This window comes from Paraburkholderia suaedae, assembly GCF_040812055.1.
In the GTDB taxonomy this organism is placed as follows: Bacteria; Pseudomonadota; Gammaproteobacteria; order Burkholderiales; family Burkholderiaceae; genus Paraburkholderia.
Window position 1 is genome coordinate 13,318 of sequence record NZ_JBFOAH010000005.1, and the last position, 24,095, is coordinate 37,412.

Consider the following 24,095-nt stretch of genomic DNA (forward strand, 5'->3'; position numbering starts at 1 on the left):
AGGGTCGCAAACGGTGACTGAACATTGGATTGCGCTCACGCGCCCAAATGGCTCGACACGTGCGCCTGGTCCGCGGCATCCAGTGCGAACTTGCTTTCCGGTTGCATGCGGAATGCGAGTACCACGCCGACGCCCATCAACAGTATGCTGCCGACGAACGGCAAATCCCAGTTGCCGAAGTAGTCGATCAGAAAACCGCCGACCACCGGCGAGATGATCGCCGCCAGCGCCGAGCCGGTGTTCATCATGCCGCTTGCTGTGCCGGCGAATTCGGGCGCGATGTCCATCGGGATCGCCCACATCGGACCGATGGTCATTTCGGCGAAGAAGAAGCCCGACGCCAGACATGCAATCGATAGATACAGACTTTGCGTGAACATCAGCGGAACGAGCGAGATGAGACAAAACAGCATGCAGACGGACACCATCCAGCTGCGCGCGCGTTTGAGGCTGCCGGTGCGCTTGAAGATCCAGTCGGTCACGAGGCCGCCGAGCGTATCGCCGAGCACCCCGGCGAAGAACACCACCGAGGCGAAGATCGCCGACTTCTGCAATTGCAGATGCTGGTTGTGCAGGAAGTACAGCGGAATCCAGCTCAAAAACAGCCACAGCGTCCAGCCGTAGCAGAAGTACACGACCGTGACCGGCGCCATGCGGCGAAACAGTTTGCTCCACGGCACGCCGGCCTTTTTCGGCTTCGGCGTGGGCAGCATGGAGAGTTCCTCAGTCGTGATGCGCGGATGGTCTTTCGGATGTTCGGTGAAGGTGAACGCCCACACCATGACCCACAAGAGGCTGAGCACGCCGCAGATGTAGAACGATTCGCGCCAGCCCCACTTGGCCATCACCAGCACGATCAGCGCGGGCGCCACCGCATTGCCGATGCGCGCCGCCGCATGCGTGATGCCCTGCGCGAAGCCGCGCTTTTCCTTCGCGACCCAGCGCGACATCGCGGACGTAGAGGCGGGAAACGTGGCGCCTTCGCCGAAGCCGAGCAGCACCCGGGCTGCCAGCAAGGACGCAAGGCCGCCGGCGAGACCGGTCAGCACGGTGGCCGCACCCCAGATCGCGCCGCACCACAGCAAGGTTCGTTTGGAACCGAAGCGGTCGCTCACCCAGCCGCCTATCACCTGAAAGAGCAGATACGGGTAGGCGAAGGCCGAGAACACCAGCCCGACTTCCGTATGCGATAGGTGGAATTCCTTGCCGAAGCCCGCAGCCGCGGTGCTGACGTTCACGCGGTCGAGGTACGTGATGAAGTACATGATGCTTAGCATCACTAGCACGATACTGGTTGCACGCGTCAAACGAAACCGCTTCATCGTCTCTCTCCATTGCATATGTCGACGGCGCGTCTGGAATGGCGCGCTACGTCGTTGACCGGCAGCGGCACACGTCGCTGCCGACCTCCTGCATGATGTTCAGCCCGCGTTCTGTGCGCGGTTTTTCTAATGCCGAGGCAATTGTTCCCCGCCTTCCTTCGCCTCTTGCTGTTGCCTATTTAGTGTTTGTTGTTTTGAGGCTGACGGCGCGGCGATTGCAGCCCGCGCCGTGCGATTGCGCCCGGTGCTTTCAGGCCACGGCTTTGAGGCCCGAGGCTTCGGTCGGCTGGCTCAACCACTCCATAGCGGCAGGCAAGCCGCTTTCCTTGAGCGGCACACCCGCGAGACGCAGCCCCATTTCGCAGCCGGCCAGCGTGGCGAGCAGCGTCAGATCGTTGCAATCGCCCAGGTGGCCGATGCGGAACATCCGGCCTTTCATCTTGCCGAGACCGGTGCCGAGCGACATGTCGAAGCGCTCGTAGATGAGCTTGCGCACCGCGTCGGCATCCACGCCCTCGGGCATCATCACGCCGGTCAGCACGGGGCTATATACGGCCGGGTCCGTGCACTGGATCTCCAGCCCCCACGCGCGCACCGCGCGGCGGGTTGCTTCCGCGAGTCGCTCGTGACGGGCAAAGACGTTGTCGAGCCCTTCGCCGAGAATCATTTCCAGCGCTTCGTGCAAGCCGTACAGCAGATTCGTGTTCGGCGTGTACGGCCAGTAGCCGGTCTTGTTCATCTCGACGATCTCGCTCCAGTCCCAGAAGGCGCGCGGCAGTTTTGCGTGCTTGCTGGCAGCCATCGCTTTCGGCGAGATCGCGTTGAAGCTGATGCCCGGCGGCAGCATCAGGCCTTTTTGCGAGCCCGAAACCGTCACGTCGACGCCCCAATCGTCGTGACGATAGTCGGCACACGCGAGGCCCGAGATGGTGTCGACCAGCAGCAGCGCCGGATGACCGGCGGCGTCGATTGCGCGGCGCACGGCGGCAATGTCCGACGTCACGCCGGTGGAGGTTTCGTTGTGCACAACGCACACCGCCTTGATCGCATGTTGCGGGTCGGCGCGCAGACGCTCTTCGATCATCTGCGGCTGCACTCCACGCCGCCAGCCTTCGATACCGGGCAAGCCGAGAAACTCAGGCTTCAGCCCCAGGTTCTCCGCCATCTTCTTCCACAGCGTCGCGAAGTGCCCAGTCTCGTACATCAGCACGTGGTCGCCGGGGCTGAGCGTGTTGGACAGCGCGGCTTCCCATGCGCCCGTGCCGGACGCCGGATAAATCACAACGGGTTGCTGCGTTTTGAAGATCTTCTTGATGCCGTCGAGTACCTTTAGACCGAGTTCGCCGAACTCCGGGCCGCGATGGTCGATGGTCGGATAGCTCATCGCACGGAGGATTCTGTCGGGCACCGGGCTAGGACCCGGAATCTGCAAAAAGTGACGGCCAGCGGGATGAAAGTCTAGCTTCAGCATGAGGGGTCCTCTCCAATTGAATTTTGCATGCAAAAAACTATATCAGACGAAGGGCTGTATTCCCAAGCTAAAATTTGCGTCGTCGAACCGGGGTTTACCCCCGCTCTTAACTAAATGCACGCGGTCCGCTAAAATCTAATCTAACGCAAGATGAGGATCTTTGTATGCAAAATTCGGATTTTATTGCGGGTGCGGCCGCTTCCCCGCTGATGCCGAAAGTCGAGCGCCAGCGCCTGCACGACACGGTGGTGGAGCACATCCGCCGCTTTGTCGTCGAGGGGACGCTTGCGCCGGGGAAGAAACTGAATGAGCGGGAGCTGTGCGAAACGCTGGGCATTTCGCGCACGCCGCTGCGCGAAGCGCTGAAGGTGCTGGCCGCGGAAGGGCTGATCGAGATTTCGCCGAATCGCGGCGCGTCGGTGTCGAAGATGTCCGAGGCCGAGTTGCGCGAGACGTTCGAACTGATGAGCGGGCTCGAAGCGTTTTCCGGTGAGCTGGCAGCCGAACGCATGACCGCGGCCGAGCTTGCCGAGATCAAGGCGCTGCATTACGCAATGCTCGCGTGCCGCACGCAAAACGATCTGCCTGGCTACTACAGCCGCAACCAGGCGATCCACGACAAGATCAATGAGGCAGCGCGCAATTCAGCGCTGCGGCAGATGTACATCGCGGTGAACCGGCGCTTGCAGGCACTGAGGTTCCGCTCCAACTTTCAGGTTCCCAAGTGGGACCGTGCGATCCACGATCACGATGAGATGCTCAAGGCGCTTGAAGCGCGCGATGGCAAGAAGCTGAGCGCGATTTTGCGGCAGCATCTGCTCGACAAGCGCGACGCCGTGTTGCAGGTGCAGTCGCAGGAAGCGCTGGCGGGTTCGCCGTTGAAGACGTAAGCACCACGAGAGGGTTTGCCTTCGGCGTCGCGATGACGGGCTGCGCCTCGTACTCGCATCGACCGCCAGGACTTGTCCACCTAAATTGTTCGCAAGCCTGTGGACAACGTTCGCATATCAGGGCCAAGTGGTTGATGCAGCAGCGGTATCTGCTTGCGGCTCATGTATAGGCACGGCGGGTCGCTATATGTTTCATGACACCGCCCCGGCCGTTCAGCAAGAGCGCCACGTGAGATGCGGCCTGCCTCACTACCAGTTGTCCACACCATTTGTTGGCAACGCTGTGGACAACATGCGCATATCCGGGACAAGTAATTGATGCCGCACGGCTATCGTCCGCCGGCGCACTTGCGGGCAGTCCCCCGGGCGCATCGTTTTTTCCGAACGCCAGCGGGACACCTGCGCTCATTCAAATCACGCGACTTCCCTGCGCCGCAGCGACTCGGGCAATCCATACAACACGATCAGCGCGCAGAACACACTCATCGCGCCGATCACGTATAGCGCCGGCGTGGTGCTTCCGGTCAGGTCCATCACACGTCCCACCATGACCGGGCTCACGATCCCGCCAAGCTGCCCGAGCGTATTGATCAACGCGATCCCGCCAGCCGCGCCGGCGCCCGTCAGGAGCTTGGGCGGCAGTGCCCAGAACGCCGGAATCGACGCCACCACGCCCCCGCCCATGATGGCCAGCGCGACGACCAGCAAGCCGGTCTGCTTGTCGAAGAAACCCGCGGCAAAGAAGCCAATCGCCGACATCAGCAGCAAGCCGAACACGAACTTGCGCCGCTCGCCGCTCGCATCGGACAGGCGGCCCACCACGACCATGCAGATCGCGCCGCACACGTACGGCACCGCCGTCAGCAAGCCGATGAAGGTCGGGTTGTGCGTGCCGGACACGCGAATCAGGTGCGGCGCCCAGAAATTCAATCCGTACGACGCCACCTGAATCAGGAAGTAGACCAGTGCGAGCGTGAGAAAGCCCGGGGTCCTGATCGCCCCGATCAGCGAACGTCCCACCTCGTGATGACGGCTCTGTTGCGCAATCTGTCCCGCGAGAAAAGTCTTCTCCGACGCGCTGAGCCAGCCCGCATCTTCGATACGGTCCTTGAGCAGCTTCAACACCATGAAGCCGAGCACGACACAAGGCAGGCCGCCGAGCAGAAACAGCCAGTGCCAGCCCGGCATACCGAGCACACCGTTCATATGCCCAATCACGAGACCCGCGAGCGGCGCACCGACCAGCCCCGAGAATGCCGACGCGAGAAACAGCATCGACGTGATGCGCCCGCGATAGCTCGGCGGAAACCAGAGCGTCAGGTAGTACAGCACGCCGGGTGCAAAGCCCGCCTCCATCGCGCCGATCACGAAACGCAGTCCGTAGAACTGCCATTCGTTGTTGACGAACACCATCGCGGCGGTCGCCAGTCCCCACGAAATCATGATCCGCGCGATCCAGCGCCGCGCGCCGACCTTGTATAGAAACAGATTGCTCGGCACTTCGAACAGCACGTAGCCGATCACGAACAGACTCGCGCCGAGACCATACGCGGTATCGGACAGACCGAGATCGCTCTGCAACTGGAACTTCGCGAAGCTGATGTTGATGCGGTCGAAGAACGCGAACAGATAGCAGACCATGATGAGCGGCATCAGCCGCCATGCAACTTTACGGATGATCGCCGCGGCATCGTCCGCGCTGTGCTCACGGCTGCCGCTTGCGACTGCGCCCAGGTCACTCATGCTTGTCTCCAGTGCCGGATTCGGCGAGGCCGTCCGGCCGTTTGATCGGTTAGTCGGTTAGTCGGTTAGTCGGTTGGGGATGGTCAAATCAGTTGAACGTATTCGGGCACCGGATGCAGGTCGCGATTGCGGCCCGCCTTCGCGACTTGTCCCGGCACCTCGTGGCCGAGCAAACCCGGCAAGCCGCGCGACAGCGCGAGCAGCTTTTCCAGATCGATCGCGGTCGGGATGCCCATCTCGTCGCAAAGATTCACGAGATCTTCCGTGCAGATGTTGCCGGACGCGCCCGGCGCGAACGGGCAGCCGCCCAGGCCGCCGAGCGCCGCATCGAAGCGCCGCGCGCCGGCTTCGTATGCGGCCAGCACGTTGGCGAGGCCGAGCCCGCGCGTATTGTGAAAGTGCAGCGTGAGCGCCCCGGCGGGCAGCCGTTCGAGTACGCGGGTCACGAGCCGCGTCACCTGGCGAGGGTTGGCCATGCCGGTGGTGTCGGCGAGCGTGATGCCCTCGATGCCCATCTCGCGATATGTATCGACAATGCCGAGCACGCGGTCTTCGTCGATCCGTCCTTCGAACGGACAGCCGAATGCGGTCGCCACCGTCGCGTTCAGCAGCACGCCTGAACCCATGACGTGCCGCACGATATCGTCGAACGCCAGCAGAGACGACTCGCAACTCATGCGCATGTTGGCGCGGTTATGAGTCTGGCTCGCGGACATCACGAGGTTCAGCTCGTCGGCGTGCGCGGCGAGCGCGCGCTCGGCGCCCTTGAGGTTCGGCACCAGCGCGACGTAGATCACGCCGGGACGCCGCTCGATCTGCCGGAACACGGCCTCGCTGTCGCGCAACGCCGGAATCGCTTTGGGCGAGACGAACGAGCCGGCCTCGATGCGCGTGAATCCCGCGGTGGATAGCGCGTCGACCAGTTCAATCTTGTCGGTGGTCTCGACCCACGTAGGCTCGATCTGCAAGCCGTCGCGCGGCGACACTTCCTGCACGATCAGTTTGTGGAATTGCGTCGCGTTGACGTTGGCGCTCATTGCACGGCTCCTTCGCGGCGCAGCCGCTCGATCTCTGCGTCGGCGAAGCCCAGTTCGGCAAGCACGCTGCCGGTGTGCTCGCCGAGCGACGGCCCTTGCCAGCGCACTTCGCCCGGCGTGTCCGACAGCTTCGGCACGATGCCCGGCATCTTCACCGAAGCGCCGCCCGGCAATTGCGTCTGCAGCAACATGTCGCGCGCCTCGTAGTGCGGATCGGCAACGATGTCGGCTACCGAATAGATGCGGCCCGCCGGCACTTCGGCTTGTTCGAGCGCAGCCAGCACGTCGTCGATTGCGTGATGCGAGGTCCACGCGCCGATCGCCTGATCGAGCAGCCCGCATTGCCTGACGCGGCCGTCGTTGTGCGCGAGCGCGGGATCGTCGGCGAGATCGGGGCGGCCGATCAGCACCATGAGGCGCTTGAAGATCGGATCGCTGTTGCCCGCGATCACGACATAGCCGTCGTCTTCGGTGCGATAGGTGTTCGACGGCGCAATGCCCGGCAATGCCCCGCCGCTGCGCTCGCGCACATGGCCGAGCAGATCGTATTCCGGCACGAGACTTTCCATCAGATTGAACACGCTCTCAACGAGCGACACGTCCACCACCTGGCCTTCTCCCTGGCCCGTCTTCACGCGCAGCAGCGACATCAGCGCGCCGATCACGCCGTGCAGCGAAGCGAGCGAATCGCCGAGACTCACGCCCACGCGCGCCGGCGCGCCGTCGACATCGCCCGTCGTATAGCGGATCCCGCCCATCGCTTCGCCGATCGCGCCGAAGCCCGGCCGGTCGCGATACGGACCGGACTGGCCGTAGCCGGAGATGCGGACCATCGTCAGTTTCGGGTTGATCGCGTGCAGCACGTCCCAGCCAAGGCCGAGTTTTTCGAGCGCACCGGGCCGCAGATTCTCGATCACCACGTCCGCTTCGGCGGCGAGCCGCTTGACGATCTCGACGCCGTCCGCGGACTTCAGATTCACGCACACGGACTTCTTGTTGCGCGACTGCAGATACCACCAGAGCGAGGTGCCTTCATGCAGCTTGCGCCATTTGCGAAGGGGATCGCCGGTCTCGGGCGCTTCGATCTTGATCACGTCGGCGCCGAACTCGGCCATGAGGCGCGCGGCAAAGGGCGCGGCGATGAGGGTTCCGATCTCGACGACGCGAATACCCTGAAGGGGTCCACCCATGATGCTGTCTCCGAAGCGGGTTCGTATTGGGAGACAGCTTAGGAGCGGCGCGCTGGCGGCGTCCAACCGCAATTCGCCAACGACCGTTCGCCAACCGCGAACGCTCAGGGCGTGGCGGCGGCAGGCGGGGCTTTGGGGGATGCGTTGGTGGCGCTGGTGGCGTCCGCTGCTTCGACCGAGCGCAAATGGTCGAACAGCAGGCGGCTCACCGGCGAAAGCGCATCGACATCGCGCACCACCAGCACCAGGCTGCGTGCGGACCAGTCGTCGTCGAGCGGTGTGCCGACCAGGCCGAGCGGCGCACCCATCAGTTCGAACACCTTGAGCGGCAACACGCCGACGCCCATGCCGGCCTGCACCATCCGGCACACGGCGTCGAACCCCGGCACGTGGATGCGCAAGCGCAACGGCTTGCCGGCCTGGCGCGCGGCCAGATGGGTGCGGGCGTTGATCGAGCTGGCAGCGTGCAGGCCGACATGATCGCCGTCCAGCGTTTCGGCAAAGGCGATACTCGCGCGCCGCGCCAATGGATGATCGTCGCGCATCACGACCACCAGCGAATCGTGCCGATAATGCACGACGTGCAACTCATGCGTGTCGGCGTCGCCGGAACAGATGCCCAAATCGACGAGGCTGTCGTCGACGGCTTGCACCACGCCGCCGCTAGGACGCTCTTCGAGGTCGAGCTTGACACGCTCGTGCTGCAACTGGAACGCGCGTAAGTCTTCGGGCAGAAATTCGACGATCGCCGACAGATTGGCCATCATCCGCACGTAGCCGCGCACGCCGCTCGCATGGCCGGCCAGTTCGATGCCGATGTTCTCGATGTCGCGCATCACGCGGCGCGCGTGATGCAGCAACGTTTCGCCGGCCGGCGTCAGCGTCATGCCGCGCGCGTTGCGCTGGAAAAGCGTGGCGCCGACCGCCTGTTCGAGTTCGAGCAGACGCTTGCTCGCGGCCGACACGGCAATCGCCTCACGCTCGGCCGCACGCGTGAGCGTGCCTTCTTCATAGACGGCGAGAAAAAGCTGCAGCGTGGTGAGGTCGAGCCTTCGGAGAAGGTTTTTGATTACCATAGCGGGCGCAGCGTGGTTTGCGACCCGGCTATTCTGAGGCCAGATGCGCGGGATGGGGCGGCGCCCTGCCGATCGGTCAGTCCTTTCACGAGGAGTCGAGAATCATCGTGCAGAAGTTCTCGCCAAAGCGATGCGGGTCCTTCAGCGCCAGCACATCCGCCTTCAATCCGAATGCCTGCGATGGTGGTCATGAGACGTGCTCCAGTGACGGATTCGAATGAACTGCATGCGCTATCCTCGCGACTTCAGAGCGCGTTTGGTATGCTGGTTGCGGGCGTTCGATGCGAAGCGGGCCGCGCGTCCGATCAACTGCAGTATTGGGCAACAGGCCGCGCAAGGCGATCGCACCACGTTGACTGCCGCTACGCGCCGATTCCGCCCTCGTGAAAGGAAGTATTTCGATGCCCACTGTCGCGATCGCGATCTTCCCCGGCGTGCAAGCGCTCGATGTCGCCGGTCCCGTCGATGTCTTCTCCGAAGCCAACCAGTTCATTGCTCGCGAGCAGCATTATGAAGTGAAACTGCTCAGCATGGACCTGGCGCCGCTACGTGCGTCGAACGGTATGACGCTGATCGCCGATGCCACGTTCGGCGACGCGCGCGAGCCGGTCGATCTCGCGCTGGTCGCGGGCGGCCCCACGCTGCCCGACAATCAGTCGCCCGATGCGCGCCTGCTCGACTGGCTGAGGAACGTGGCCGCGTGCTGCGACCGCTACGGCTCGATCTGCACCGGCGCGTTCGCGCTCGGTCACGCCGGCTTGCTGGACGCACGCAACGTCACGACGCACTGGCAGCATGCGGCTCAACTGGCCGCGCAGTTTCCCGACGCGCGCGTCGATTTCGATCGCATCTATCTGCGTGACGGGCCGCTTGTCACGTCGGCGGGCGTGACGGCCGGCATCGATCTGTCGCTCGCGCTGGTCGCGCAGGATCACGGTACGCACATCGCGCTCGCCGTCGCCAAACGCCTGGTGGTGTTCGCGCAGCGCCAGGGCGGCCAGTCACAGTTCAGCCCCTACCTCACCGCGCCCGCCGACGACGCCTCGCCGGTCGCGCGCGTCCAGGCGCACGTCATGGAACGGATTGGCGAGAGCTTCACCGTGAAGCAACTGGCCGATGTCGCGGGCATGAGCGCACGGAACTTTGCGCGCGTGTTCGTACAGGAGACCGGCGTGACCCCGCACGAGTTCGTCGAGCGGGCGCGCGTCGATGCGGCGCGCAAGCTGCTGGAAAGCAGTGGCGCGGCCCTCAAGGCGATTGCATACGACTGCGGCTTCGGCACAGCGGACCGCATGCGCATCGTGTTCAGCAAGCGCATCGGGGTGACGCCGATGCAGTATCGCGAGCGCTTTCGCTCGGCCTGAAAGCGGCTCGCAAGCAAAGCTGTCGGAGCGCGCCGCTGCAGGCATCAAACGCTGCGTGCGAAAATCATGACCTTTGCAAGCCAACCTACACGAGGACCGACATGACTTCCACTGCTCCGATTCGCGCGATCGTCACCGGCCACACGCGCGGCCTGGGCGCGGCGCTCGCCGAACAACTGCTTGCGCGCAACGTCGCGGTGCTGGGCTTGTCGCGCTCGCGCCATCCCACGCTCGCCACGCTTTTCCCGACGCAGCTCGAAGAAATCGAACTCCAACTGGCCGAGCCCGCGCGCGTCGCGCAATGGATCGCGACCGGTGCGCTGCGCTCGTTCGTCAGCGGCGTGCAAACGGTCGTACTGTTCAACAACGCGGGGATGGTGCAGCCCATCGGTCCGATCGAAGGGCAGGACGCGGCGGCTATCGCGAGTGCGGTGGGCCTGAACGTGGCCACGCCGCTGATGCTCGCAAGCGCGCTTGCGAGCGCCGCGGCCGATGCGAGCGACCGGCGCATCGTGCACATTTCGAGCGGCGCGGCCCGCAATGCGTACGCTGGCTGGAGCATCTACTGCGCGACCAAGGCCGCGCTCGATCATCATGCGCGTGCCGTTTCGCTCGACGCGAATCGCGCGCTGCGTATCTGTAGTCTCGCACCTGGCGTGATCGATACGGACATGCAGGCGGAGATTCGCGGCAGCGGCGAAGCGCAGTTCCCGATGCGCGCGAAGTTTGAAGACCTCAAGCGCAACGGGCAGTTGTGGTCGCCGGAACAATGCGCCGCTCAAGTGGTCGACTACGCGCTTGGCGATGCGTTCGGGCAGACGCCGGTGGCCGACATTCGCGAGATCGCAAAGCCGGTGTGATGGTCGTCCAGGCGCTGTCGGCGGCTCCCGAAAAACCTCACCTTTGACGCGAAGCGGTGCGGGCCCGGTGCCAGGGTCCGTCGGATTACTCCCGAAAACCCTCACCTTTCGCGGTTGGGGGCACAGCGCAAAGACATGCTGGGCGTGGCACGGAGGGGTCGAAATACGCTCCTCCCGCAAACGCTCACCTTTGGCGCGGGCCGGGTAGTCTGCATAACCAGGTAAGAGGTCGCGGCGTTTGCGCGTTGTAGAAAGCGCGCGGCTGCCGTAGCGCGGCGCCATCGCGCAACTCGCGGGCGTGCGCCGTGTTTCGCTGATGATGCGTTGAACCAGGTGAGCGATTAGCGCATAGGTACGCGGGCTTGCATAGCATAAGCAACGATGCGTTGACGCGCCCTCAACGTCTTCGGCACTGTTCAGCGAGTTCGCTGCCGGAACATCGCAAGAGGGTGAAGGGTGAGGCGCAACGCAGCGTGCGTGCTCACGTATCGCGGGTCGCAACCACGCTCCCGAATACCCTCACCTTTGCGCGAACAGACTGCATTCCAGACCCGGCTGCGCTCGTGGCGTCGAGCAATTTACCCCCAAAATCAAGGGCTTTTCATAACGACCGCAGTCAGTCAAACGGACTTTGACAAGCCTCGCGCGCCGCTCCCGAAAACGCTCACCGTTCAACAGCCTCGCCGCGCTTGCTCCGTTTGGTTCACAGGCTTACCGAACATTTCCAGCACCGCATCGCGCTCGAATGGCTTCGCGATCCATGCTTTGTCGCCGGCCGTTTTGGCCGAGTTCTGGATGAGACGCTGCAGCTTCTCTTCGCTGACCGCGAGAGTGTCGCCGATCACGTCGAGCCGCCTGGATCGTGAGAGAGCGATGCGTAGGCAGCAGCGACAGCACAGCGGCACGGACCCCGGCGCATAGGCACTCGTCGTCGAGTTGGTGCAGTGGCGGCGGGGGTCGTGACCCAACGCCGCGCCGAGCGCGACCGCCGGTCCGTCGTTGTTCTGCGCGAGCGCACCACCGCGCGCGGGTAAGCCCCGGGGGCAGTCGGGCCCGCTGGCGAGCGAGTTCTCGACCTGCTGCGCGGCGAGAAGCGAAGGTCTGTTCAGTTGCCAAGCACTTCTGGCCCGTTGACTTTAGCCTCGGCTATCGCGCGCCGGTCGTAGAGGCGAGCGGTCCGCGCGATGCGCAGCGGTGGTCGCGCATTGTCACCCAGTTTCCGCATTTCGCTCGCGAGACATCTCCTGGAACTCCTCACCTTTTGCGCGCAGTGGGAACGTCTCCTGGGAACGCTCACCGTTGGGCGCGAGGCCGTCATCTCCTGGAAATTCTCACCGTTGGGCAACGTTGCCCGTTGCGGCAGTTATAGAAAGCGGTCGAATGCAGTCCGAGGTGTAGCGTGAACGTTGGAGCGCCGCTCATCGCGATGGTCGGCGAACAGCTCGGTTGACTCGACAAGCTTCGTGAATTCGTCGCGCCGATGTGAGCGCGTTTCACGTGCGCAAAGTAAGCGCACGGGCTTTGAGCAGCACGGCGAGCAGTCGATCCGCGTGCTGGCTGTGACGAAATCGGCACCGCACAAGATTTTTTTTTGAAGGCACTGTCAGGTTTTCGCTGCTGTCGCGACTAAGCCCGACATCATGCCCCGTTGGATAGCGCGACAGCGTCCGAGCCATCCGATCCGACATGGGGAGACTGATGGACCTAAGGAGCTTGATGGATGGATATGAACTTCGACTGTACGATGTGCGGCAAATGTTGTCACAACCTTCGGTTGCCGCTGACGGTATCTGAAGCAATCGCGTGGCTCAGGGCAGGCCATCACGTTCAACTATTTGTCGAAGCGATCCCGTGGCCCGAAGCGCCGCCGGAGGACGACCTGGTAGCCGCACACAAACGCCGGCGCTCGTTTCCCGCTGTAAGCGGTTCATTGCCGATACGGGTGGTGGTCATCATCGTTGCGGCATTCGACGGCCCATGTCCGAACCTTCTGGAAGACATGCGATGCGGAGCCTACGAGAGCCGGCCTCTGGTATGCCGGATCTATCCTGCCGAAATCAGCCCTTTCATTTCCATGGACCCAGCGCAGAAGGCATGTCCACCCGAGGCATGGACGAGCGCGAGCTCCCCACTGTTGCGGCAAGGACAAATCGTCGACGCGCGAATCGCCGCGCTAGCGGCCCAGTCGCGCAACACGGATGCTGCCGATGTCTGGGCAAAAGCTTCCCTTTGCGAAAAGCTCGGAATAAACCGTGCGGCCCTGAGCGACGAGGGGTTCGTTGTGCACACGCCAGAGCAGTCCAGTCTGCTAAGCGCTCTTGAAGGGGCGCAAATGGCTACGGAGGCGACGCCAGGTTCGTGGCAATTCGTTTCAAATCGAAATGCGACGGCCAAGGTCTTGAGTTCAGTTGATGCCGTGGTATCGAGAACGTCCGCCTGGCAAGCAGAGGCAGCCGCCTTCCTGGGCTTTTTCCCGGACGATGTCGCGGAAAACGGTGGCCACGGCACGATCGCTCACTGAAGGGCAAGTTCGGGGCGTGAATGTCATGTCTCAGGCCAGCGAGCCGACGAGGTTTGCGAACCGGCATGTCGCTCAGAATTTGACCTTCAACTGAAACCCGATCGTAAAAGGCAGGTTGTCTGATGGAATCGGCGGGATCACGATGAAGTTCGCGCCGACGCGCTTGTATTCGACCATCACGATCGGCGCGACCACCGGACCGATCGTGTGATTGTGGCCTAAGCCCCAGTTTCCGTAGTTATAGCCAGAGATAATGCCGGCGATCGCCGCAATCCGCACGATGCCCCAGTGCGTGAACTCCGGCGCCCAGACGCCGCCGCCATAGTACGAAGGCCGGCGCAACGAGTTGCGAAACCCCCCGGCCGTGAGCGCCCATTGGTTGTTCAGCCAGCATTCGACGCCCAGGCCCGGGTTGAACTGTTCGAAATCGGTATTCGGATCGGGGTTGATGTGGTACGAGCCGAGCATGGCATCGACCCATATGCCGCCCTCGCACCAGTTGCCCGCGTGCGCGGCGGACGCCGCCGCGAGACTCGCGACGAGCGCCACTGCAGCACGCCGGATGTTCTTCTTGATCTGCCGAAAATGCATGTTCTCTCCGTCACCTCTGCAGCGCCGGTGTCTTTCCTATGGCAATGAGTGCGCCGCCCGTCGCGCACTGTACCGCAACCGGCATACGCAATGTCAACGATGCGCTGGGGCGCACGAACAGCACCCAACGAAGCCACAACAATAACGGAGAACCGATGGCAAAGCGGTGAAGGCATGCGCATGCACCGCGGCCATCTTCGAAGAAGATTTAAAGCCCCAGGTCCGACAGCCCCGGATGATCGTCGGGGCGGCGGCCGAGCGGCCAGCGATACAGGCGATCGGCCTCCCGGATCGGCAGATCGTTGATAGAGGCGTGACGGTGCGCCATCAGCCCACGGTCATCGAACTCCCAATTCTCGTTGCCGTACGAGCGAAACCAGTTGTTGGAATCGTCGTGCCACTCGTACGCGAAACGCACGGCGATGCGGTTATCGGTAAATGCCCACAGTTCCTTGATCAGCCGATAATCGAGCTCTTTCGCCCACTTGCGGCGCAGCAGGCCGACGATCTCCGCCCGGCCCTGCACGAACTCGACCCGATTACGCCAGATGCTATCGGGTGTGTACGCGAGCGATACGCGCTCGGGGTCACGGGTATTCCAGCCATCTTCCGCGGCGCGCACTTTCTGGATCGCGGTTTCGCGGGTGAACGGCGGCAGCGGCGGGCGGGTTTCGATGATGTCGGACATCATGGCTCCTCAGTCAGGTTGCGGTGCGCCGGGTTGGCGCTCGTTTGTTTGCGCAAGCGCTGGTGGGCTTGCTTGTGCTCGCGCTTGCCGCAGCGGTGGTGCCCTTGCGCGCGCTCGCGCGGCGCTCGCGGGTGACCGGCGTGACGACGTCGAGCAGGACGCCCGCTGCAGTTTGCGCGTCGAGCGCGGCATCGGGTTCGCCGCTCACCAATGCGACGGCGATTGCGCCATCGAGCAGAATCAGCCATTGGCGAGACAAACGCGCGGCGCGGCGCGTATCCATGTTTGACTCCGCCGCGAACGCATCGCACTGACTGCGCACGAACCGGAGCAGGCGTTCCTTATGTTTGCGCGCGACGATCCGGATCGGGTCGTTCGCCGGGGCAATCTCGCCGGCCGCGTTCAAAAAGGCGCAGCCGCGAAAATCTTCAGACGCGAACCATTCCCGCAGTACTTCGAACATGCCGAGCAGACGCTTGCGCGCAGTCTTGCCGCAGCGCTGCGTGCCCGCGATAAACCAGCTCATCCAGCGCTCGTCGCGCCGTTCGAGCGCGGCCACCACGAGCGCGTCTTTCGATTGGAAATGAGTGTAGAAGCTTTTGCGCGCGGCGCCCGACTGCTTGACGATCGCGTCCACACCGGTTGCATGAATGCCGCCGGCGTAGATCAACGCCTCGGCGGCGTCCAGCAGACGCTCCCGCGCGTTGCCGGGTGTCGCGGCTTCAGTGAGCGTTTCGCTAGCCATGACATAAGGTAGAACGATCGTTCTCCTTCGTCAAGCTTTCCTGCGTTTGGACGGCCAAGCGCGCTTGCTGCTATCGTGCTGACGATCGGTCAACCGGAAAGCACTTCATGAAACTCTCGTCCGTCCGCGTCATGTTGGTGCGCGCGCTGCTCAGCGCGAGCCTGCTTACAGCCATGGCCTGCACGCCAGTGCGGGTGCTCACGCATTCGGTCAGTCAGAACGAAGCGCGTGTGCCGGCCGGCCGCTACGAGATGGACCCCGACCATTCCAGCATCGTGTTCGACATCGACCATTTCAAATACTCGCGCTTTACGATGCGCTTCGATCGCAAGCACGGGCAATTAGACTGGAACGAGGGCGGTCTCGAACAGAGCACGGCGTCGGTCACGATCGACGCTGCCAGCATCGATACGAACGTGCCGCTGCTGGACAAGATGGTGAAGAGCGCGAGCCTGCTCGACGTGTCGCGCTATCCGGAGATTCGCTTCGTGAGCACGCGCTTCGAGCGCACCGCCGAATCGCGGGGCACGTTGACCGGCGATCTGACGATTCACGGCGTCACGCAACCGGTGACACTCGATGTCACGTTCAACGGCTTTGCGCCCGATCCGCTAACGAAGAAAGATACGCTAGGTTTTTCGGCGGACGGTCGCTTGAGCCGCGCGAAGTTTGGTTTGTCGACGTGGTATCCCGCCGTCGGCGACGAGATTCACGTGCGCATTCAGGCAGAGTTCGTGAAAACGCCCGCAGGTGGGTGAGCGCAGTGCGGGCGTGGGTGGGGCGCGCCGATGTCGGCTTACGCAGCAGTCCAGTCCAGGATCACCTTGCCGCTCTCGCCGGAAAGCATCGTCGCGAATGCCTGCTGATAATCGTCGACCTTGAAATGGTGCGTGAGGATCGGCGACAAATCCAGCCCGCTTTGCAGCATCGCGACCATCTTGTACCAGGTCTCGAACATCTCGCGTCCGTATATGCCCTTGATTTCGAGGCCTTTGAAGATCACCTGAGTCCAGTCGATCGCCGTTTGCGCAGGCGGAATGCCGAGCAACGCGATCTTGCCGCCGTGGTTCATCGCTTCGAGCATGCTGGTGAACGCGCTCGGCACGCCAGACATTTCCAGCCCGACATCGAAGCCTTCGGTCATGTGCAGCTCGCTCATCACATCGGGCAACGATTCGCGCGACACGTTCACCGCGCGCGTCGCGCCCATTTTGCGCGCGAGGTCGAGGCGGTAATCGTTGACGTCGGTGATCACGACATTGCGTGCACCGACGTGTCTGGCGATTGCCACAGCCATGATGCCGATGGGTCCGGCACCTGTAATCAGGACGTCCTCGCCGACCAGATTGAATGAAAGCGCCGTATGAGTCGCGTTGCCGAAGGGATCGAAGATGGCCGCGAGATCGTCGGAGATCTCGGGCGGAATCTTGAACGCGTTGAAGGCCGGAATCACCAGGAATTCGGCGAACGCGCCTTCCCGATTCACGCCGACGCCGACCGTATTGCGGCACAAATGCCGGCGCCCCGCGCGGCAGTTGCGGCAAAAACCGCAGGTGATGTGTCCTTCGCCCGACACGCGGTCACCAATCGCAAAGCCCCGCACTTCCTGACCCATCTCGACGATCTCGCCGACATACTCGTGGCCGACGTGCATCGGCACCGGAATCGTTTTCTGCGCCCAGTCGTCCCACTTCCAGATGTGGATATCGGTGCCGCAAATCGCGGTACGGGTAATGCGGATCATCACGTCGTTGTGACCGACTTCGGGCTGTTTGACGTCGGTGAGCGTGAGGCCCGGTGCGCGCTCGAGTTTTGCCAATGCTTTCATGTGCGCCTCTTTTCAGATAACACCGAGGTGCCGGCCGACGCGCGCGAAGGCATCGACGGCCCGGTCGATCTGTTCGGGCGTATGCGCGGCACTCATTTGCGTGCGAATGCGAGCGCGGCCTTTGGGCACCACCGGGAACGAGAAGCCGATCACGTAGACGCCTTCCTTCAACAGTGCGTCCGCCATCTTTGAAGCGAGTTGTGCGTCGCCGAGCATCACAGGAATGATGGGATGTTCGCCGGGCACGAGCGTGAAGCCGAGCGTGCTCATCTTGCTGCGAAAGTGCGCGCCGTTTTCGCGCACACGTGCCCGCAATTGCGCGCCTTCATCGCTTGCGAGCAGTTCGAGCACTTTCAGCGACGCGGCGGCAATGCTCGGGGTCAACGTGTTGGAGAAAAGATAGGGACGCGAGCGCTGTCGCAGCAACTCGACGATTTCCTTGCGCGCGGCGACATAGCCGCCCGATGCGCCGCCCAACGCTTTGCCGAGCGTGCCGGTCATGATGTCGACGCGTGAGAGCACCCCGCAACGCTCCGGCGTGCCGCGTCCGTGTTCGCCGACAAAGCCCACCGCATGCGAATCGTCGACCATGACCAGCGCGCCGTAGCGATCGGCCAGATCGCAGATGCCGGCCAGGTCGGCGATGATGCCGTCCATCGAGAACACGCCGTCGGTCGCGATCAGCTTGAATCGCGCGCCGGCGGCATCCGCTTCTTTCAGACGCGCTTCGAGATCGGCGAGGTCGTTGTTCTTATAGCGAAAGCGCTTGGCCTTCGAGAGCCGCACGCCATCGATAATGCTCGCGTGGTTCAGCTCGTCGCTGATGATCGCGTCGTTTTCGTCGAGCAGCGTTTCGAACAGGCCGCCGTTCGCATCGAAGCAGCTCGAGTAGAGAATGCAGTCGTCTGTTTGCAGGAACGACGCGAGCGCACGTTCGAGCTCCTTGTGCACGGTTTGCGTGCCGCAAATGAACCGCACCGACGCCGTCCCGAAGCCGTCGTTGTCCAGACCTTGCTTCGCGGCCTCGATCAGCCTGGCGTCGTCGGCGAGGCCGAGGTAGTTGTTCGCGCAGAAATTGAGCACCTCCGTGCCGTTGGCAAGACGCACGTCGGCCGACTGCGGACTCGCGATCACCCGCTCGTTCTTGTAGAAGCCGTCGGCGCGGATCTGTTCGAGGGTGCCGCGTAAATGGGCAAGGTAGTGCTCACGCATGGATGGGACTCCTGGATAGAGTGACAGGGCCGCCGCATGCAGCTTAACGTCAATGATCGGGCGCGAGCGACGGCCAGGCGGCCTGTTATAGTCGGCTATCAGTTTTATCGGAATTTTTCGTTTTTTCGAACTAAAATCCGGTATATCGAACAACTCTAAACGATGGGTCAGCAAATGGCAAGTTCGGGTAGCCGCCGCGTGGCGGCCGGCGCGGCGCTTACGTCAGAGACAACTTCGGTGCCGGCAAGTGCCGCGCCGCCGCGCGTCGGCGAGCGAATTCAGCGCCTGCGCGCGGAGCGGCGCATGACACTCGATGATCTGTCGCGTGCGGCGGGCGTGTCGAAATCCATGTTATCGGAGATCGAGCGCGACAAGGCCAATCCGACGATCGCGGTTGCGTGGCGCTTGACCAATGCGCTGGGCGTCAGTCTCGACTCGCTGTTCACGCCTCCGAAGCCCCCGGAAGCGATCGCTGTGTCACGGCCGCACGAGATACCCACGCTGAATGGGCATGAAGCCAGGTACCAGTTGCGGGTGTGGGGGCCGATCGAGTTGGCCGGCAAGTTCGAATGGTATGAACTGACCCTGCAGGCGGGCGGCGCACTGGTGTCGAACGCTCATGAGCCCGGCACGCGCGAGCATCTCACCGTGCTGCAGGGATCGGTCGAAATCGAGGCGGCAGGCGCGATCAAACGGCTCAAGGCTGCTGATACCGCCCGCTATGTCGCCGACGAACCGCACGCGATCCGCAATGTGAGCAAGAGCGAGGCGAAAGCGCTGCTGGTGGTGATTCACGGTTGAGGCCCGGTCTGCTTCGCTCGGGCTTGCGGCTGCGCGTTGCGACGCTGTGCGCGCCGGGCACCTGAGGCGCATCGCGGCGCTAGCTGTTGGCCGAATTGGCCGTTCGGCCAATGTTGCGCGAGATACTGTATGTTTGTACAGTAGAGGCTGTGGAGGGAGCCGAAAATGAACAATCTGAAAGCCGATCCTACCGATCAAACTCTCGCCGCGCTGCGCTATCAAACCGCCGCGCGCGATCTCGAACATATCGTGCGCAACATTGCCGCGCGCTACATCGTGCAGCAGGTGCCCCTCACATGGCGCCTGCTTCAGGCCATCGAAGCGGAAGCGCTGGCCGACCTCGGATTCGCCAGTCGGCACGACGCATTGCTGTTGGGCCTGTTTCAGCGTCCCTCGGACCTGCCTTACCCGGAAACGGACGAAGCCGTGGATTTCGGCACGTCCACCGCACTGCCCGCGGTGTTCGCCTTTGCCGTCAGCGCTTATGAAGAAGCTGCCCGCCGCGCCGCTCAGCCGGCGCCGCAGCATCAAGGGTTCAAGCGTTCCAAGGCGTGGGGCGGCTGAACGTCGCCGCGTTTTCCCAGGTTGCCGCCTACAATGCTGCAACTAACGGAAGAATAGCTCATGTCACCTCCTCATCTGTCCGAGCCGGTTAGCCGCTGCGCCCCCTCAACGGATCTGTTCGATCAGCAACGCGAGGACTGGCGCCGCGACCCGCAAATCGCTTTCGACGCGTGGCTGGCCAGGCAGCATTTCAGACGTTCTTCCGCCGACGTGTACCGCGCGCAGTGGGGACTTTTCCTCGACTGGCTCAGTGCCCGTCAGAAGAATCTCGTCACGGTGGAGATGCAGGCGATCGCCGAATTCGTCGCCGGGCTCGAGATCAAAAAGCCCCAGCGGGTCAGGTATTTGCGGCTGATCGAGCGGGTGCTGGATCATGTGCGCGAAATCGAATCCGCGTCGACCAATCCGGCACGCTTCATTGCTCAGGACGGCGAAGCAGCGTGGCGCAACGCGCGCGACAATGAACCGACCGGTTTTCTCACGCATGCCGAACGAACCGCACTGATCGCGCAGCTGTTTGCTCCGTTGCCGGTCTTGTCGGCGGCGCAGCGCTGGCGAGAGCGGCGCGATCGCGCGTTAATTGCGCTGTTTCTCGGCGGCGGACTGAAAACCGGCGAAGCTGCAGCGCTTACGGTTAGTTGCGTCAATGCGGGTTCTCCGTGGGTGACGATCGAATCGGCCAATCCGCTGCTCACGCGCCGAACCCGGCTCGCCCCATTCGCGACTGCCATTCTCGACGCGTGGCTTGCCGAACGGCGTCTTGCGGAACTCGCCGGCAATCTGGTGTTTCCGGCCTCGCCGTCGGGGCGGCCGATGCATAAGGCCACCATGCTGCGCGCGGTTGACGCGTTGGTCGACGGCGCCGGGGTCGCCGCGTCGCGCAAGTCTCGCGCAAGTCCCCAGACACTGCGCAACACCTTTGCTGCGGACCTGTTCGAGAGCGGGGTGGAGGCGGAACAGGTCGGCCAATGGCTGGGATTTATGCAAGCGGTGTCGGCCAACCGTTTGTATCGCGCGTGGCAAACGTGGGTGGGCCAGCAGGAGTCGCCCGCCGCAGATGTGCCCGATCCGGCTGCGCCGCCATTACACGCGCCGCGAACCGACGGACGTTCGACGAGAAAACCGGAGGCGGGTGGGCCCTGAAGCTCACTGGCCGGGTCCCGAATCTCCTCACCTTTGACGTTTTACCTGCTAGCGCACTGCGTCGAATTGCCGGGCCGCAGCTGCCGCGTCGCGCGAAAGAAACCGGCTGAGCGCTGCCAGCCTTGACGGGCCGAGCCCGGACGAGTGCTCGCACTCGGGGCAGAGCAATTCGAAACGGTGATCGAGTTGCGACAACTCGGGCTCACCCTCGTCGCATTTTGGACAGCGCAGCGGGAGCGACACATGGCCGTCCGCTGCCGTGCCGACTTCGTTCAATTCGTCGCTCGTGAGCCGGCCCGCTTCCACCAGCGAGCAAAGCAGGCTGGCGATCGCAGGGTCAATACCTTGCTGGGTGCGCAAGACCGCGACTTGTTTCGTCAGCGCGTCCACTTCGTCCGATTGCTCGCGCAGTTGCGCCTCGAGCCGGTCACCCCGCGCTTTGGCGGCGGCAATTTGCTGAATGAACTCGAATTCCTTGCGACTCGCGTCGCGCACGCCCGATTGGTATGTGGCTGCCATGCTGCGCAGTGAGTCCAGTTCGACGAGCATCGGCTTGACGCGCCGTTCGGCTTCCCCGACCGCGTCTTTTATCTGCTGCGCATAGTGTTCCGTGCTTTGACGCAATTCCATGTGTAGGGCGTCGATCCGGTCACGCAGTGTTGCATTCGTGGCGAGCTCGCCGTCCAGACGCTGACGGAGCGCTTCGTTTTCGCGATCCAGCCGCCGCACCGTTGCCTGCAAGCCTTCCTGATGGACGTTTTCATGCGTGGTGGCGCTGGATAACTGGTTTTCGAGCACGCGAACGCGTTCCCAGCCGGCTTCGGCGCGCAGTTCGCTGCGCTTGACTGCTTCGTCCGAGGCTTCCCGCCGGATTTCCGCGTCTCGCGCGCGTTGCTCCGCGGCCGCGATTTGCGCGCGCATTTCGTCGCGCTCGCCGTCGAGGGCCGTTCGCGCATGCGCCACGGCTTCCTCGAACAGCGCACCGAGCAGTTCGCCGGCGCGCTCTTCCAATGCCTTCGGGATCGCGCCGGCGCCAACCTTGACGCGCGACGCGCTGCGGATACGTTCCCAGAAATGGTCGATGTCCTTGGGGATGTCGCTAGCGCTGCCGGTTTGCGTCAGATCACGGACCGCGGCCATGGACGGGCGGATCCCGAGGTCGAAGAACAGCCTCTTGCACGCATGCAGCGACAAGTCCTGCCGCCGCGCCCCCTGAGCGCGCAGGGCCTCAAGCTCATCACGGATGGCTTGCCGTTCCTGGTCTAGATTCATGTCAACCTCGATGTCGCTCGAATTGGATGGATCATAACAATTTACGTAGTGTCCGCTACCTATTTATTCGTGTCACGGATGCATAGGGGCATAGGCGTGCTTTTGGGCGTTGAGCATGTCAATTGACCGACGCTTGGTAATCGGTGTCGTGAAACAAAGCGAAGAATAGCCCATAACGTCTTGTTCCGAAAGAGCTTTTACGCTTAGCCAGTGAATCCGGGACTGTTTCACGCCGCTGGGATATAGCGACGTGGGGCAAATGATTGTGTTCAGACAACTCGCGGGGGCGGGCTAGAGAGTAATAAAAGTAAACACCCTTGAACCATGTTGAAAACGTTAACGCCACGGCAAAGCCTTACGTGGTGGGCGTTTCGGGCGGGGAAGGTGAAGCTTTTCGGGAGACATGGTGAGGCGTTGCGGGACGCGCGAGTGATGAGGTTCGGGGACCACGGTGAGCCGGTGCAGGAAGCAACGTGAGCGGGTTCAGGAAACCCTGCCTGCATACAGTTTGGCCAAAGGTGAGATTTTGCAGGAGTTCATGGCTGCGAAGCGCCGATGGGACGCGAAAGTCCGTTCGCGAGCGGGGCGGTCCGGAGGTGAGGGCTTTCGGGACGGTGTGGGCCGCCGACTTATGGGCCGGTTTGGATGCGGAAAATGCCAAAGGTGAGTCAAGACAGGAGAAAACGCGCACTGAAGGTGAGAATTTGCGGGGGCGGAGCGGTATTTCTTCCTGAATTTGGGCATTCGTCCGCGAAAGGTGAGACTTTCCGGGATACATCGACTGCGCTCCACTCAGCATTCTGCCCCACGATCGCCAAGGGCTCATGGAGCCCGCAGGACATAGGTGAGAAGATTCGGGACTTGCGTTGGGAGGCGACTACTCCTTCCCGCGCACGCGCGCGTTTTGGTCAAAGGTGAGGATTTTCGGGATCCAGGGGAACGCCTTTTGGCCGTAAAGTGCGGAAATGCGCGATCAAAATGACTTGGGTTGGCCCGAAAAGCCCCACAGACGCCGTCGCCAGGACGGCTGCGCGGCAGCACTAGCGTTCTATTGGTGAGGCTTTTCGGGACCGTCCGGAGCGCAATCGGAACCGCGGCGCTCGACGAGGAAGCCGCTCGAGGTGAGAGAAAACGGGAGCGCACGATGCGGCGCTGCTGCCACACCATGCCTAACCCATTGAATACATATAAAATTGTCGTGCTTGCTATTCAACGGTGAGATTTTTCGGGAGTGGTGTTTAGGGCGGTGATGACCGCTCGTGCCGGTCATGGTGAGGCTTTTCGGGAGGATTTTTCGCTCGACTAAAGGCACGACACGTCGCGAGCCCGCGTCATGCCAAGTCGTCGGGCGCAGCAAAGGTGAGCTTTTTCAGGGGACCTTCGACGGAGCCTCAACTTCGACGGAGCCTCAAATCAGCGACCACTAAAAGCATGGTGCAGCAAACTCGGACAACCAGCGGCGTCAGTTAGCTTGCGGTCCGCTGGCGGTGCATATCGCGTTGCTACCCTCCCCCGCCGATGAGCCGGTGGGCGGCACTTCACGAATCGTTGCTGGCGACTGCCCATCCGGCGCCCCGTATGCGGACAGAAGGTCGCGAAAATTTTTTACGGTGAGAAGGTTCGGGATCGAATGATCCCGTTCGCGCGCGCCGGCCAAGAGCCGGAATGTGCGCAGGCCGCGACCTGCAAGGATGGCACGACGCTGTGTGAAACGGCTGAGGTGAGGGTTTTCGGGACCTGTCGGAGGTGAGTCGCGCTTGCCAAAAGCGCTTCACCC

General features: G+C 62.8%; 21 protein-coding genes. 8 read left to right on the forward strand and 13 right to left on the reverse strand.

What is annotated here, in order from left to right:
• Positions 1–35: 35 nt before the first annotated feature.
• Together ABQJ48_RS09050 and ABQJ48_RS09055 are read right to left on the reverse strand one after the other, a co-directional pair.
• Complete coding sequence (locus ABQJ48_RS09050) at positions 36–1,322, reverse strand: MFS transporter (RefSeq protein ID WP_367837458.1); 1,287 nt, start codon at positions 1,320–1,322, stop codon at positions 36–38.
• A gap of 250 nt (positions 1,323–1,572) precedes the next feature.
• A complete protein-coding gene (locus ABQJ48_RS09055; protein ID WP_367837460.1) occupies positions 1,573–2,793 on the reverse strand; it encodes a pyridoxal-phosphate-dependent aminotransferase family protein in 1,221 nt (406 codons plus the stop codon).
• 164 nt (positions 2,794–2,957) lie between these two features.
• On the opposite strand from ABQJ48_RS09055, the gene ABQJ48_RS09060 reads away from it, so the two are divergent.
• Positions 2,958–3,683: a GntR family transcriptional regulator gene (locus ABQJ48_RS09060; RefSeq protein ID WP_367837462.1), complete on the forward strand. Its 726-nt coding sequence runs from the start codon at positions 2,958–2,960 to the stop codon at positions 3,681–3,683.
• Between the two features lie 414 nt (positions 3,684–4,097).
• On the opposite strand, the gene ABQJ48_RS09065 is transcribed toward ABQJ48_RS09060, so the two are convergent.
• The 4 genes from ABQJ48_RS09065 to ABQJ48_RS09080 form a co-directional block, all read right to left on the reverse strand.
• Entirely contained in the window at positions 4,098–5,426 is a 1,329-nt protein-coding gene (locus ABQJ48_RS09065) for an MFS transporter (RefSeq protein WP_367837463.1), read from the reverse strand.
• Positions 5,427–5,509: 83 nt separating this feature from the next.
• Positions 5,510–6,463, reverse strand: coding sequence for a hydroxymethylglutaryl-CoA lyase (locus ABQJ48_RS09070; RefSeq protein WP_367837465.1), 954 nt, complete (start codon positions 6,461–6,463; stop codon positions 5,510–5,512).
• Complete coding sequence (locus tag ABQJ48_RS09075) at positions 6,460–7,653, reverse strand: CaiB/BaiF CoA transferase family protein (protein ID WP_367837467.1); 1,194 nt, start codon at positions 7,651–7,653, stop codon at positions 6,460–6,462. The genes ABQJ48_RS09070 and ABQJ48_RS09075 overlap by 4 nt, the downstream gene beginning before the upstream one ends.
• A gap of 104 nt (positions 7,654–7,757) precedes the next feature.
• Positions 7,758–8,729, reverse strand: coding sequence for a LysR family transcriptional regulator (locus ABQJ48_RS09080; RefSeq protein WP_367837469.1), 972 nt, complete (start codon positions 8,727–8,729; stop codon positions 7,758–7,760).
• A gap of 401 nt (positions 8,730–9,130) precedes the next feature.
• On the opposite strand from ABQJ48_RS09080, the gene ABQJ48_RS09085 reads away from it, so the two are divergent.
• Complete coding sequence (locus tag ABQJ48_RS09085; protein WP_367837471.1) at positions 9,131–10,093, forward strand: GlxA family transcriptional regulator; 963 nt, start codon at positions 9,131–9,133, stop codon at positions 10,091–10,093.
• A 101-nt stretch (positions 10,094–10,194) separates the two neighbouring features.
• Positions 10,195–10,953 carry an SDR family oxidoreductase gene (locus tag ABQJ48_RS09090; RefSeq protein ID WP_367837473.1) on the forward strand — a complete coding sequence of 253 codons (759 nt, stop codon included), beginning with the start codon at positions 10,195–10,197 and terminating at the stop codon, positions 10,951–10,953.
• Positions 10,954–11,624: 671 nt separating this feature from the next.
• On the opposite strand, the gene ABQJ48_RS09095 is transcribed toward ABQJ48_RS09090, so the two are convergent.
• On the reverse strand, positions 11,625–11,798 hold the full coding sequence (locus ABQJ48_RS09095) for a hypothetical protein (protein WP_367837475.1): 174 nt from the start codon (positions 11,796–11,798) through the stop codon (positions 11,625–11,627).
• An 875-nt stretch (positions 11,799–12,673) separates the two neighbouring features.
• Between ABQJ48_RS09095 and ABQJ48_RS09100 the strand changes: the two genes are divergently transcribed.
• Positions 12,674–13,474 (forward strand): YkgJ family cysteine cluster protein, encoded by an 801-nt coding sequence (locus tag ABQJ48_RS09100; RefSeq protein ID WP_367837477.1) that lies wholly within the window; start codon positions 12,674–12,676, stop codon positions 13,472–13,474.
• A 72-nt stretch (positions 13,475–13,546) separates the two neighbouring features.
• Here the strand turns inward: ABQJ48_RS09100 and ABQJ48_RS09105 are convergent, their stop codons facing one another.
• The 3 genes from ABQJ48_RS09105 to ABQJ48_RS09115 form a co-directional block, all read right to left on the reverse strand.
• Positions 13,547–14,065, reverse strand: coding sequence for a hypothetical protein (locus tag ABQJ48_RS09105; protein WP_367837478.1), 519 nt, complete (start codon positions 14,063–14,065; stop codon positions 13,547–13,549).
• 208 nt (positions 14,066–14,273) lie between these two features.
• Positions 14,274–14,753: a nuclear transport factor 2 family protein gene (locus ABQJ48_RS09110; protein ID WP_367837480.1), complete on the reverse strand. Its 480-nt coding sequence runs from the start codon at positions 14,751–14,753 to the stop codon at positions 14,274–14,276.
• Between the two features lie 13 nt (positions 14,754–14,766).
• Positions 14,767–15,498, reverse strand: coding sequence for a TetR/AcrR family transcriptional regulator (locus ABQJ48_RS09115; RefSeq protein WP_367837482.1), 732 nt, complete (start codon positions 15,496–15,498; stop codon positions 14,767–14,769).
• A gap of 107 nt (positions 15,499–15,605) precedes the next feature.
• Between ABQJ48_RS09115 and ABQJ48_RS09120 the strand changes: the two genes are divergently transcribed.
• Positions 15,606–16,256: a YceI family protein gene (locus tag ABQJ48_RS09120; protein ID WP_367837483.1), complete on the forward strand. Its 651-nt coding sequence runs from the start codon at positions 15,606–15,608 to the stop codon at positions 16,254–16,256.
• A 38-nt stretch (positions 16,257–16,294) separates the two neighbouring features.
• On the opposite strand, the gene tdh is transcribed toward ABQJ48_RS09120, so the two are convergent.
• Together tdh and ABQJ48_RS09130 are read right to left on the reverse strand one after the other, a co-directional pair.
• Positions 16,295–17,326 (reverse strand): L-threonine 3-dehydrogenase, encoded by a 1,032-nt coding sequence (gene tdh / locus ABQJ48_RS09125; RefSeq protein ID WP_367837484.1) that lies wholly within the window; start codon positions 17,324–17,326, stop codon positions 16,295–16,297.
• A 12-nt stretch (positions 17,327–17,338) separates the two neighbouring features.
• Entirely contained in the window at positions 17,339–18,538 is a 1,200-nt protein-coding gene (locus ABQJ48_RS09130) for a glycine C-acetyltransferase (RefSeq protein ID WP_367837486.1), read from the reverse strand.
• A 162-nt stretch (positions 18,539–18,700) separates the two neighbouring features.
• Between ABQJ48_RS09130 and ABQJ48_RS09135 the strand changes: the two genes are divergently transcribed.
• From ABQJ48_RS09135 to ABQJ48_RS09145, 3 genes are all read left to right on the forward strand, one after another.
• On the forward strand, positions 18,701–19,339 hold the full coding sequence (locus ABQJ48_RS09135; protein ID WP_367837487.1) for a helix-turn-helix domain-containing protein: 639 nt from the start codon (positions 18,701–18,703) through the stop codon (positions 19,337–19,339).
• 165 nt (positions 19,340–19,504) lie between these two features.
• Positions 19,505–19,903 carry a DUF2471 family protein gene (locus ABQJ48_RS09140; RefSeq protein WP_367837489.1) on the forward strand — a complete coding sequence of 133 codons (399 nt, stop codon included), beginning with the start codon at positions 19,505–19,507 and terminating at the stop codon, positions 19,901–19,903.
• Positions 19,904–19,963: 60 nt separating this feature from the next.
• Positions 19,964–21,046 carry a tyrosine-type recombinase/integrase gene (locus ABQJ48_RS09145; RefSeq protein WP_367837491.1) on the forward strand — a complete coding sequence of 361 codons (1,083 nt, stop codon included), beginning with the start codon at positions 19,964–19,966 and terminating at the stop codon, positions 21,044–21,046.
• Positions 21,047–21,094: 48 nt separating this feature from the next.
• On the opposite strand, the gene ABQJ48_RS09150 is transcribed toward ABQJ48_RS09145, so the two are convergent.
• Positions 21,095–22,318, reverse strand: a complete 1,224-nt coding sequence (locus tag ABQJ48_RS09150) for a DNA-binding protein (RefSeq protein ID WP_367837492.1) — start codon at positions 22,316–22,318, stop codon at positions 21,095–21,097.
• Between the last annotated feature and the right edge of the window lie 1,777 nt (positions 22,319–24,095).